Annotated in this window: 12 protein-coding genes; 6 read left to right on the top strand and 6 right to left on the bottom strand. The window is 41.6% G+C overall.

Annotated features, from left to right (window positions below; translation table 11 throughout):
* Positions 1 to 233: 233 nt before the first annotated feature.
* From makD to makE, 5 genes are read left to right on the top strand one after another with little or no spacing between them, the layout of a single operon-like run.
* A complete protein-coding gene (gene makD / locus AACQ42_RS14320; RefSeq protein WP_013868237.1) occupies positions 234 to 614 on the top strand; it encodes an alpha-pore-forming tripartite toxin MakABE regulator MakD in 381 nt (126 codons plus the stop codon).
* A gap of 24 nt (positions 615 to 638) precedes the next feature.
* Entirely contained in the window at positions 639 to 1034 is a 396-nt protein-coding gene (gene makC, locus AACQ42_RS14315; protein WP_013868236.1) for an alpha-pore-forming tripartite toxin MakABE regulator MakC, read from the top strand.
* An 11-nt stretch (positions 1035 to 1045) separates the two neighbouring features.
* Complete coding sequence (makB, locus tag AACQ42_RS14310; protein WP_094164936.1) at positions 1046 to 2110, top strand: alpha-pore-forming cytotoxin subunit MakB; 1065 nt, start codon at positions 1046 to 1048, stop codon at positions 2108 to 2110.
* Positions 2111 to 2122: 12 nt separating this feature from the next.
* Entirely contained in the window at positions 2123 to 3232 is a 1110-nt protein-coding gene (gene makA, locus AACQ42_RS14305) for a cytotoxin MakA (protein WP_000082912.1), read from the top strand.
* 50 nt (positions 3233 to 3282) lie between these two features.
* Positions 3283 to 4344: an alpha-pore-forming cytotoxin subunit MakE gene (gene makE / locus AACQ42_RS14300; RefSeq protein ID WP_094164934.1), complete on the top strand. Its 1062-nt coding sequence runs from the start codon at positions 3283 to 3285 to the stop codon at positions 4342 to 4344.
* A 35-nt stretch (positions 4345 to 4379) separates the two neighbouring features.
* Here makE and AACQ42_RS14295 read toward each other — a convergent pair whose 3' ends face one another.
* The 5 genes from AACQ42_RS14295 to AACQ42_RS14275 all read right to left on the bottom strand — a co-directional run bounded on the left by AACQ42_RS14295 (position 4380) and on the right by AACQ42_RS14275 (position 8481).
* Positions 4380 to 5615 carry an aromatic amino acid transport family protein gene (locus tag AACQ42_RS14295; protein WP_094149993.1) on the bottom strand — a complete coding sequence of 412 codons (1236 nt, stop codon included), beginning with the start codon at positions 5613 to 5615 and terminating at the stop codon, positions 4380 to 4382.
* A gap of 462 nt (positions 5616 to 6077) precedes the next feature.
* Complete coding sequence (locus AACQ42_RS14290) at positions 6078 to 6941, bottom strand: NAD(P)-dependent oxidoreductase (RefSeq protein WP_094164929.1); 864 nt, start codon at positions 6939 to 6941, stop codon at positions 6078 to 6080.
* Between the two features lie 167 nt (positions 6942 to 7108).
* A complete protein-coding gene (locus AACQ42_RS14285; RefSeq protein ID WP_094164927.1) occupies positions 7109 to 7825 on the bottom strand; it encodes a YebC/PmpR family DNA-binding transcriptional regulator in 717 nt (238 codons plus the stop codon).
* Between the two features lie 89 nt (positions 7826 to 7914).
* Positions 7915 to 8124, bottom strand: a complete 210-nt coding sequence (locus AACQ42_RS14280) for a DUF3283 family protein (RefSeq protein ID WP_017046863.1) — start codon at positions 8122 to 8124, stop codon at positions 7915 to 7917.
* Positions 8125 to 8283: 159 nt separating this feature from the next.
* Positions 8284 to 8481, bottom strand: a complete 198-nt coding sequence (locus AACQ42_RS14275; RefSeq protein WP_017043498.1) for a PA3496 family putative envelope integrity protein — start codon at positions 8479 to 8481, stop codon at positions 8284 to 8286.
* A 355-nt stretch (positions 8482 to 8836) separates the two neighbouring features.
* Here AACQ42_RS14275 and AACQ42_RS14270 point away from each other — a divergent pair, with 355 nt between their 5' ends.
* Positions 8837 to 9292: a transcriptional regulator gene (locus AACQ42_RS14270; RefSeq protein WP_094164925.1), complete on the top strand. Its 456-nt coding sequence runs from the start codon at positions 8837 to 8839 to the stop codon at positions 9290 to 9292.
* Between the two features lie 189 nt (positions 9293 to 9481).
* Here the strand turns inward: AACQ42_RS14270 and AACQ42_RS14265 are convergent, their stop codons facing one another.
* The gene (locus AACQ42_RS14265; RefSeq protein WP_017043500.1) at positions 9482 to 11458 is read right to left on the bottom strand and encodes a replication initiator protein RctB domain-containing protein; all 1977 of its coding nucleotides are present in this window, start codon (positions 11456 to 11458) and stop codon (positions 9482 to 9484) included.
* Positions 11459 to 12579 lie beyond the last annotated feature (1121 nt).

The following is a 12579-nucleotide window of genomic DNA, read 5'->3' as shown; positions in this document are numbered from 1 at the left end:
ATGAATATCATTATAAAATTATTTTATTTACATACTGATATGTACATATTAGTTATGCAACCTTGATTAACTGAAATCACTAACTATATTTAGCCACATAAAGATTATAAACATGTAAATATCAACACTAATATCAATAAGATTTAATAAATATAACCAAAAAACCATTCGAAATGGTTAAATCAGTACAGTGATATTCTGTGGATCCATAAATAAACGTCAGTAGGTATTGAATGAAAAAAATAGAAATACTTATCGTGGTTGATTGTGCCGGAGCATTAGCAACCACGAGCTTAATGGATAACGTTTACTTAATTGATAGTAACCAATGGCTTGGTTCTTGGGATGAAGGAACGTGCCAACTCCACACGGTATCTCAAGATGGTCAGTTTATTTGCTGGCGTAGCTGCGCCATTTCGCCAGATGACGAAGTCAATATAACGGGATTCTCTGGTGACATGATTGATCAAAAAGCTTGCTTACCAAGCCCTGTTAATGACGCGTGGGAAGGCAGAGTTCAGACTCGCGGGGATACTGGGCGTTACCTATATACCATTTCTCTTTCAATAAACGGAATAACAATGAATTTTTCACCTTATCTCGAAGTTCAATAACTCCATCTAAATAAGGAACATTGTATGAAAAAAGTAGAAATACTCATGGTCGTAGATGCAGCAGCAGCGCTTGCAAGTCGAGATCTGCAAAGTAACATTTATCTCATTGATACAAATAAATATATGGGCTCGGGTAATGAAGGCCAAGCTGAGTTAAAAACAGCCTGTAAAGACGGCCAATTATTATGCTGGCGAGTTGTCGCTATTTCACCAGACAATGAAGTTGATATTGTCGAGTTTAATGGGCAAATGATAAATGACAGAGTTTGTATACCCACTAAGCAAGGACTAAGCGGTGATGAATTCTGGGAAGGCCGAGTTGAAGCGCAAGGACAAGCCAGCACACAACAATACAATGCGACCTTGTCTATTGATGGTGCAAGATTAACGTTTGATCCTTTCCTCGTTATTTCACTGTAGAGGGCGAACTCATGTTAAGCCCAAATGTTGATACCGTATTAAATATGCTGACCGACGTATATACTGATTTTTTAGGTATTAGTAACTACGATGCAACGTGCAACTCTCTCTTTATTGGCCATGTAGCAAAAGATCCAAACTGGCTCGTAGAAGTTCGAAGCAGGACTGAGATCTTAAGAGCGGTAATGAATGAGTTTATGCAGCAAAAGCCTAAAATTTTTGCGCAAATTATTACATCGTTTATTAATTATCAGACCACGTTCGATGCCTGCGCACAAAACAGTAAGGCGATAACAAGTACGAAGCAATGGATTGAATGCTTACAATTATTGCAAAAAACGTTAAAGCAAAATATCACGTTAACAAATGAAGCTCAGCAAGTTTTCACGAAATCTTACAGCCAAGCGAAAAATGCAGAGGAGCTGCTCGCATCCAGCATTCAAGATGGCTGGAATGAACTTGCGAGCGAAGAACAAGCAATGGTACGCATTGCAACAGAGATAGGCTCTCTATCGCAATCCATTGCCAGTTTAGGAGCCAATGTCACGGCGGCCCAATTAAGAGCAGGAAAAGCTTACATACAAAGTATGGTCACTATTTCCTACGGTGTCGTAATGGGAGCAACGACGTCTGTGCCATTCCTTTCCTTTGCTGGTGCGCTATTCACGGTTGGTTACAGTGCATACAGCACAATATCGAGCGCGAAAGAGGTACAACAAGATTTAGACAAACTCACTCAATTACAAACACTAGCCAGTGAAGAAGCACAAGCGGCTGCCATTACTAAAGCCATTATTCAAACCCTCAGCAACATGAGCGAAGAATTCCTAAAGATTGATGATAGCTTGCCAGCACTTTCATTGTTATGGCAAGACGAATTAGACAAGGTAAACGAACTGATCAACGCCTTACAAAGCGGTTCAGACCCTGCCCTATTGACTGATTTGCAAACCATCAAGATTGCTTCAGCCTCATGGAAAACTATTTCAGAATTTGTGCAACTCATTAGTTTACCGCCAAACGTTGGAAAACCCGTTTTAGTCAACACACTAAATAACACCATTCAAGAACAGTAAAGGAGATACACAATGTCACAACAAGTTACTCAGTTGAACCCAACACAGCAAACCACTCAATCTGCATTTTTGGCAACCACAGTCATCACAGCGCAGTGCCATGCCATTTTAAACACACAATTTACGCCACCTACGGTAAAACCAGATTGGTTTGATGACCTGAGTAAAAAGTTAGACTCAGCAAAATTGGTTGCTAAGCAATGGATTGACGATTTGGGACCACAAGTATCAGCATCGATTCCCTCCAGCGTAATTAATTTTGACGCCACTTTCCAAGCATCAATCGATGCCATTCATGAGTTATATAAAGCGGATCCAACAGCAAGTGGCAAAGACAATACGACGGTTCAGCAAGCTTCACAGATTATGACCGCCCTATCTTCTCAAGTCAGCGGTATCGAAGCCACAGTCAAAGGGATGAATAAGGAACTCTCTGATTGGGGGGTGAAAATGCAAGCAGCACATGATGACTTAGTCAATGGTGCGACCAATATTCAAAAAACAATTATCGATTTACAAACAGATATTGAAAGTATGAATAACGCAATAGACAACAATCGTGCAGCCATTGAGAAACTGAATAAAGATCTAGTCTATGCACAAGTTGCGGTTGGTGTTGGCATCTTTATGCTCGTCGCAGGCGTTGCGCTTACCGTCGCAACCGCTGGCACAGCAGCTGTAGTCTCCGGCGGTATCGCAGCCGTCGGCGCGGCATCGATTATTGCTGGTGGCGTTACGTGGGGCGTATTACAAAATCAAATTGATGATGACTACGACAGCATCGCGCAAGAACAAAAGCAAAAAGCTGAAGATCAGCAACAGATTATCGCTTTACAGGGGCTTTCCAACGCCAGTAGCGCCGTCGTTTCAGCGATTGAAACATCGACATCAGTATTATCTGATTTTGAAACGACGTGGACTGTCTTTGGTAACGAGTTAGATGATGTAGTAACCAAGCTTAATAATGGTGCATCCATGCAGAGCATTATTATGGAAAAAGTGATGTCTGACGCAGCGAAAAACGAATGGGATGATGCGGTTGAACTTGCTAAACAGCTAGCTAGCGCAAAAATAGCTATCGAAACGAAAGAGTTAGCACCTGCAGTAAAACAAGCAGCTTAAACATTACTAAAGGGGGTTACACCCCCTTTTATTCTTTTTCGAGGACCATCATGAATCAATCAGCCAGCGAGCAACTTCAAACCGACATTCCTGCATCTATTAGCGCTATGGTGTTACTAAATTCTGCATGCCAAGGCGTTGTTGAAACTTATATTGATCAAGGCAATGCAGAACATTGGTATGCTCAGGTAGAACAAAATTTAAATGCGGTGCAAAAACTGGTACGACAATGGCGTTTGAGTGGTAATTTATATTTTTCAAATGACATTATGGACAGTGTTCTTTCCATTGCGAATACATTCAAAGATTCTAATGTTCAAATTTTAACCTTATTCAAAGCACTAGAAACCCGTTTTGATACCGCCCAACTACAGCAGCTCACTGCATTAATCTTAACATTACAAAATCCGATTCAAAGTCTTACATCAAATATAAAACGTTATGATGAGGGATTGAATGCTTGGGCTCGCCAAGTGGAAGATGCTCATAACACATTGCAACAAACTATTGCACAGATCCAGCAAGAAGAAGTTTCAATCCAAGCAGAAATTATCGCCACCAACGCCCAAATTGATCTAATGAAACAGCAGATAGCAGCATTTAAAACCGCCATTGCGAATGCTCAATCGCAGCGTAAGAAAGGGATATTTGAAACGATTTTTGGCGTGGTGCTTGCTCCGTTTACACTGGGAGGTTCTTTGATATTGGCAGGGTTTGGTGTTAGCTCTATTGTAGAAGCACAAAATGAAATATCTAGCCTGCAAAGCGATATCCAATCATCTTTAAATACCATCAACCACGATCAACAAACGCTCTCTCAAGATCAACAACAAATCGCGTCTCTCAATGCCCTATTGCTAAGTGTCGATCAAGTTAACAACGATTGTGCGGCGATCAGCCGATCCTTAGATACACTACAAACCACGGTGCTCAGTTTATACAATGAAACCAACAACGTCGTTTCTAACCTTACCAAAGCACAAGATTCACAAGCGGTCATTCTGGAGCAAGTTTGGTACCAATCAGCTTACAATGAGTGGCAAGATATTCTGGAGGTAGCATCAACGCTCAATAATGCACAACCTCAAATAACAAAAGCTCAAATCAAGTAATTGATTTGGCTCCAGTGACGGAGCCAATGGCTGATTTAATTGAGCAAATTATAAAGCAATGCCGATACCGCCAATAACCCTATTGCCATGACAAAGGGTGTACTCATCTGCTGTTGATACTTCGCCAGCGATGGCACTTTGAATACAGCAATCATCGGCATAATAAACAGAATCATAGCGATCACGGGGCCTGAAAACGCTTCCATCATTCCCAGAATGCTGGGGTTGAGTATCGCGACAATCCAAATCGTGACAAACAAAATCGCAATGGTGAGTCGCCCAGCAAGACGCAATGACAGGCCAAAGTTTTTACACAGCAACCCAGTCAGGCTTTCTCGCGCACCAAGGAAATGCCCTAAAAAGGAAGAGGTAATGGCAATAAACGCCACTAAAGGGCCTAGAGTGGCGATGAAGGGATTATCTGTGACATTGGCAAGGTAAGTCAGCACTGAAATATTTTGCACTTTTGCTTCTTGCAATGCCTCTGGTGATAAAGCCAATACGCAAGAGAACACGAACAACAAGACAAACAGAATCAATACAAGACTGGTGTAACGCAGAATCTGCTCTGATTTTTTATCCGCTAGCGCGCCATAATGACGACGTTGAACATTGGCAAAACTTGAGATCGCCGCTGCGTGGCTAAAAGAAAACACCACGACAGGAATGGCTAACCACACTGTGTGTAAGAAATCACTCGTTTGCGGCAAGACTAATGACGGCACTGACCAATACGGGATCAAATAGAGCGAGAGAAATAATAAAATAGCCGCCAATGGATAAACCATAACAGCAAAAGCGCGCAACATGATCTTCTCGCCACCCAGCATAATGGCAATTAACGCAAAGACTAAGCCACCAGAAAGTAGCACCCGAGGGGGAGCGACCATCTGCGCTTGATTAACCAAAAAGCTATCAACCGTGTTAGTTAGACCGACACCGTAAATCAGTAAGATTGGGAAAATAGAGAGGAAATACAGCAAAGAGATCAAGCGACCAGCCCTTTGGCCAAAGTGTTCTTCAACAACGTCGGTAAAATCGGCATTAGGACGGCGCGATGAGAGAACAAAACGAGCAAGACCACGATGAGAGAGATAAGTCATCGGAAAAGCGAGTAAGACCATTAACACTAATGGCCAGAAACCACCTAACCCAATGTTGATTGGCAAAAATAGAATGCCAGCCCCAACGGCCGTACCAAATAAACTGAGTAGCCAATAGGTGTCGTGTTTAGTCCAATTAGAAATCTGAACATGACTAAAATGAGCCATTTCCTTAGTGTCTTTCACTGCTTTTTCACTTATATAAAAATAATAATGTCGCGAATCCTACTCCTATTAATCATTATGATCATTTTGAGACCTTGGTCATAATCACTATAATCAAGGGACTTGGCTTGGATTGAAAACCATGAAAACACCGAATTAACAGCATATTAAACTGGCTTTATGTAACTTCATTGAAACTAAAAACCAAATTTTAAGATTTTTCAGTAAATGTAATTAGTTGACGATTTATCCAGCACAGTCACGCACAGCAAACAAAAATGAAGGACATTTGTCCTCCCTAATCGGTAGGCGATCATGGTTTTATACAATTGTTTTTCAAAAAGAGGCACACAGATAGACACTGTAGGTATGCGGGGCCAGAAGATAAATAGGAATCGATTTATAGGTTTACAGTGTAAATGGCCCTAAATAGGGCCAATTGAGTCTATCTCTGAGCTGTGATATTTATGAATTAACGGCTTTGATAAGGATAGAAGTATCCATTCTTCCCTCACCTTGCTCAGACAAGGCTTGGTAAGCATGATAAGTTTTTTCTGTCATCGGCAATTTTAGATCGTTTCGTTGCGCTTCATCCAAACAAAAGCCCAAGTCTTTGATCATCCAATCAATGGCAAAGCCGTAATCAAATTTACCTATTGACATGTTCACAGCGCGGTTTTCCATCTGCCATGAACCTGCGGCTCCATTTTTCAAACAATCAACCAAAACGCCAATATCTAACCCTGACTTTTCCGCTAAGATCAATCCTTCCGACAGGCCATTTAATACGCCAGCAATGCAAATTTGATTGACCATTTTTGCGCGTTGTCCTTGCCCTGCTTTCCCCATCAGCACCGATGACTTGCCATAAGCACGAAATACGGGTTGCAGCTGCTCAAACAGTTCGGCATCTCCACCACACATAATGGTTAGCACACCATTTTCAGCCCCTGCTTGGCCACCAGAAACAGGAGCATCCATAAAGCGAATGCCCGCTTTATGAGCCGCAGACGCCAGCTCTTCGGCTAACAGTGCCGATGTGGTGGTGTGATCAACCAAAATTGCGCCGCGTTTCATCGCCCCTATCGCGCCGCCGTCACTGGTCGTCATGCTACGGACATCATCATCATTGCCAACGCAGGTTAAAACCACATCGGCATCTTGCACGCACTCTGCGACTGTTTGCGCTGCATGCCCATGATACTGCTGCGACCACTGCTGCGCTTTAGCTTGAGTGCGGTTGTAGACGCTAACATCAAATCCTGCGTTTTTTAGATGCCCAGCCATAGGGTATCCCATAACCCCTAATCCAATAAAACTGACTTTCATTAACTTCTCCTTTTATTATTACCCAGCAGCCCAAACGGACGAACACACGTAACTGAGTGTGGGCTGTATGTATCCTTGCGTCATTCTCTATGAATAAGACCACGGTTAGCAATGCACAGATAAAAAAAAGCCGAGTCAATCACTCGGCTTCTCATTAATTCGCTCTATTACAGCTCAGCGTTATGGTAAACCTGTTGTACATCATCACAGTCATCTAGCATGTCGAGGAACTTCTGGAATTTCTCCGCCTCTTCGCCCGTGACCGGTGTGTGTGTTTGTGGAACGAACGTGATTTCTTCCACATCGATAGTCAAATCAGGGAACTGATTATTTAGCGATGTTTTCACTTTGAAGAATTCAGTGTTAGGTGAAAATACAGTGATCACACCATCTTCCAGTTCAACATCCGTCACATCGACATCATCCATCATCAGTGCTTCAAGGATAGAATCTTCATCATCCCCTTTGAACTGAAATACCGCTTGGTGATCAAACATGTGTGATACGGTACCTGGAGTACCAATTTTCGCACCCGTTTTAACAAAGCATTGACGCACATCTTGGAACGTACGGTTGCCGTTATCTGTTAAGCAGTCAACGATAACACTTGCGCCGCCAGGGCCAAAACCTTCGTAACGAGCAGGTTGGTAGTCTTCACCACCACCACCACTGGCTTTATCTAGCGCTTTATCAATAACGTGGCCTGGAACTTGGTCTTTCTTCGCTTTTGTGATCAGGTGGCGCAAAGACAAGTTCATGTCTGGGTCCGAACCACCATTTTTCGCACACATGTAAATTTCTTTACCGTATTTGGAATAGACTTTAATTTTTGCGCCTTGAGTTTTCGCCATTGAGGCTTTGCGCACTTCAAAACTTCTTCCCATAGGGATGATCTCTCTAATTCAATTTAACGCGAGGGATTTTAGCAAAAAGTGGGATCATTTCAATTTTCCACTTAGCAAAGACATGAATGCTACGCAACACCCATCACTCTTTTGTATTTGTTCACCGATTGTAAAAACCACTCTTTTTCGGCCTCACTGGCAATTTTAGACTGCTGCTGAGTGATCGCTTCAGGCCCTGCTTTTCCTTGCTTGAGTTTCCAAACAAGAAAGGAAGCTTGTTTATCGAGCTCTACTTTGTTTTTCTCTTCAGCGGCAAGTAAAGATAGGTTGAAGGACATGAGTTAGCCTAGATCGGTAAATACGTGGCACGAAATATAGCATAGGACATAGGAAAATTAAGAGCATAAATGTGCAATTTATCGGTATGAAATCAAGAAAATTGGAAAATATAAAGGGTGGCTATGCGCCACCCTTAGAGGATTAATGGTGAGAACTCGTCAGTGAAGTATGCCTAGCTCCTTCGCTTCTTCAATGGTTAAACCACTTTCTCGAATCTCTCTTAATGCTTCAATACGACGGCGAGCTTCGGCTGATTTAAGGTTTTTAACTGGTTTTTGAGTTTCTACTTCTTCCGTGAAGTCCCACTTATTTGCAATATCAGTCATTTCGTCATGGTCAATAGAATTTATGGACATTGTTACCTCCGAACAAACCACGTAAGGGACATGTAATCTGTAGCAAACGACATTTGATTTGTTAAGCATATTTCGTCCATATTGTGATTTTGGCGATGGTTTAGAAACCTTATTTTTAAAACTATTAATATTACTTTGCCAACCTTGCTAGACGAGGCTAAATTTAAATATTGCATACATGAATTCAAGCGTTTTAGCGCTCATTTTATTCTGTTGCATACTGTCGCAGTCCCCCCTACCCCACGCTCTTTCAATGTGCTGATTTTTAGCTCATGGTTCCCCATTTCTGTTTGGCAAATAAGCTTGAAATACACCAGACTGTAGTTAATGCATTTAAAGTTGTAGGTAAGACGCGATGTGTAAGCTTCACGACTGGTTAACCGAGATCCATCAATGGCATCTGAACAAGCGCTATGATCAGGTGGCTCAATTACAACCTCTGATCCTTAATGCTCCACAAGAGATCTGGGGGCCGGATCTGAGTGATGATCAAAGTAAAGCAATTGCTTGTTGGCTTGATGCTTGCCTGCGCCAATATGAGTACTACAAGTTCATTGACGGTGAGCTTGCCTTCCAATATCTGCAGCTTGCTTACGCTCGTTTTCAGCGTTGTGTCTCGGAGCCGAGTAGTGAACTTGAGTTAAAATCTTGGTGTATAAAACGGATGCAGCAGTTGATGGTACTGAGTTTGGAGCATCTCAACCAACAGCACGTTGATGAGGCCTTATCCCAAAGTTTAATTGATGCTCATGTTCGATTTCTTGCATATTACGCGTGGAACGATGATCAAGGTATAAAGCGAGGGTATTAATTGATTGCAGGGATCAACAGATAAAAAAATAGCGAGTTATATAACTCGCTAAAAACATATATGAGCCAATCTATTAATTCATCAGATAGGACAAAAGGTTGTCTATTCGTTTTCTATACTAACGAACCTTCTAAAACAAAATGTCAGCTACATGTCAAGGTTGTGTTGTAAATTGGTTTTAAATACCTTTTAAATACCAATAGCGACTTCATCAAGTGCCCGGAATACGGATTCATCTAAATGCCCCTCGTACACTTGCTTACACACTTTGCGACGTACTGCGAGACCCGAGATCAAACGTTCGATCGATAAATGTTTATTCTCGTTTTTCGTGTTATAGAGCTCGATCAATTTACTTAACGTCTCATAAGAGATCGCCTCATTTCCAACCCTCAGCCAATCCAGCTTATCAATCAGCTCTGTACACTCTTCCTTGATAGAGGATGGTGGATGTCCAGTCATTGCTGATAACGCCGTTATACTGCGTTCTAGGGCCTCTGGAGAGGTATATTTAGATAAGGTAATCGTAATTTCATCGGCATTGATCTCTACTAGGTGTTTGCGCTGCTTGACTCTTCGTCCTAGCTTACCCTTTGGAGACGGTGCTTTACGTTGAATCGGTTCAAATTCACCATCAATGATCTCAGAAAGCTCTTCTAGTTTTTGCTTAGAAACCATCTCATTGCGCAGTGGGTTAGGCAACGTTGGAGCCATGTTGCGTTTGCCTGCATTGGTGGTACGAGCGCGCGAGTAGCGCAGGACTTCTTCCACATCGCACTTAATGTCGACTTGGTAATCCATCACTTTTTCTTTATCCACCAGTGTGGTGACCGTCAAATGATAGCCCCAAAGATTCACGACAAATAACGAATCGCTGCCCTTTCCTTCCGATAATCGTTTTAGCTCACGGACAAGATCCATCGAAAAACGACGCCATTCGATATTACGGGCCAACTTTTGGTTCAATTCACTCAGTAGCATGCTGTCGGTATGGCGACGCGACATGCGACTGCGAAAATAGGAGTAGAGTTGGAAGACCAACGTATGTTGCTTTAGGATCTCTGGTGGAAACAAGAAAAAGTAATCGCGAGTGAGTAACTCTTCGTAGAATGAAGGCTCCCACACCAAAATGTACAAATTAGGTTTGATCCTAATTTCACCATCAGCCCCTTCCGTAGGCGCTTCTTCAGAAGCGGTGATCGTTCTTGCTAGGAACCGAAAACGATCACTCTTAAATCCTTCTGGCATGTTTTCACTCAGCCAACGGCCGGTTAACTCATGCAGTTGGAAGTCTGTAAATTCAATCCGATCAATACTATCGCGAATAGAATCTCTTGCTGGGCCACTATCTTTTTTACCGCGAAGCGACAAAATGTCAGTAATGTACAATGGGGTTTTATTCGGTGTGTGTTTGGTATTAAGTTGGTAATCTTCTTGGTGATGATCGTGGTATTGCACCGTTAAGGTGAACAGTGCAAACAGTGTCATTAGATCATCCACTGTCATGATATTTTTGGAAGAACGAGTTTCAATGATCGCACGGGTACCAGAAATCGACACCATTGATTTCTGGTAGCTTTTACGAGTTCTCGGTGGAGCTAATGCTTGATCAATGATCCCAGCCCAATTGGTGGGTGAAACCACAAACTGATCCGCTTCGTCTTTCATCGCTGGTGGAATATTTAGCCCATGTTCTGTCAACAAACGCTTATTGACCTGAGTTTGAGCCAGCGCTTTTGAACGCTTGCGTTTTTCTGTCTGTTTTACTGATTCAGTTACCAGACTGGTTGAACCAAGCACAGAGATGAGCTTATTTGGGTTAACAAATTTATGCAGCATTGTCTTGCCGGCTAAACCTTCTTCAAATCTCACCGGGATCTGTTTAAATAAACCAATACTTACTGCAGCACGCAGCCGTTGCTGAATAGCCGCTCTGGTCAATTGGCCATCGGTTGCTTCAATTAACTCTGTTGTTGAGACTAACCCATCTTGGCTGCGGAAACCTCTTAATGAGATCAGGTTAAGAAGTTCAACGATACTTTTGGTAACACCTTTAAAATGTTGGTATTGATCAACCCAATCAACAGCAGTTTCTGAAACTTCAAAAAGATGCCCATCTTTGTGGCTCCTTGGTGCTTTGATCAATATTTTTTCGTCTGCGTTCATTATTAGATCCGTATCACACTAGCCGTAATATCGCTATAGTTCCAATAGAATAAAGAAAAAGAGATCATAAATAAAGAAAAACTTATTGCTTTTAAATAACTGATCTTTTTGATTATTCTGATCTATATTGCTTATATGATCTAATGATCAGGCCTTAATGAGCAGCCTAATTGATTGTTTTATAGGGATAAAAAAAAATCCCCTTCAGAAGCATGATCATAGAAAACTGAAAACATGATCATTGTAGAGAAGAAAGCATGATCAATCACATTCCGAACGATGATCATCAGACGACTGAATCAATGATCAAACACTTTCTTAAAGCATGATCATGGCCCATGCACAACTTATCCACATGATGAGTTGAAGTGATTATTTTATTTGAGCTAGATGAAGAATATGGGCTTGGTTTTTCTTTGGAAAGATGATCAAGGAAGTGCATTAAATGTTCTTTCAAAGTCGATTTTGGCATAAACACGAATTGAAATGACAAATAACTCTTTTAACGGCTTCTATTATAAGGAGTGAGAGTGTGTCGAAAGCATGATCAAGAGCGTATTGAAGAAGGTTTTGTTATTTGGTGTGTTTTAAATTTTACTTGTTATGTACTAGGTATCTTGCTCAGCCCCTACTCCATCTGCAATCACCCGTAATTATGCGCTATTTTTACATGCTTCCGAGCTTAAATCACACTTGATCATTGATCCGATGAAGATCCATTTGTTTTCTGATTATTTGCTGATAAGGAAGGCGCTAATTCCTCTTGATCATTGTTCCTGTGGCGAGGGATCTCTTCGGACGCATGATCATCATGTTAGCCTTGATCATGCGTCCTGTTCCCCTGACTAAAAGGATAAGTTTCCCCTGCCCTGTCGCTCTAGTTATTATTATTCATGTTCTGCGATGATTTAATTGATCTGCAGGGGGAACATCATTCCAAATGACACATACCGTAAATTATGCTGATTCTCTAATCGTTCCGGGTATTTTTAGCTCATTTACAATGTAAATAAGTTACGTTGTAATATTTTTAATGTTCAAATAAATAATGGACTAAGTTGCCCATTATTTAAGGAAAAATGATGACCATAATGAGGTCAATTCATTAAATTCCGATATAT

Origin of the sequence: Vibrio sp. V12_P9A6T4, from assembly GCF_963874835.1 — a bacterium.
Taxonomy (GTDB): Bacteria; Pseudomonadota; Gammaproteobacteria; order Enterobacterales; family Vibrionaceae; genus Vibrio; species Vibrio anguillarum.
The sequence above is the reverse complement of the archived record's forward strand: the minus strand, read 5'-3'. Positions and strand labels throughout refer to the sequence as shown.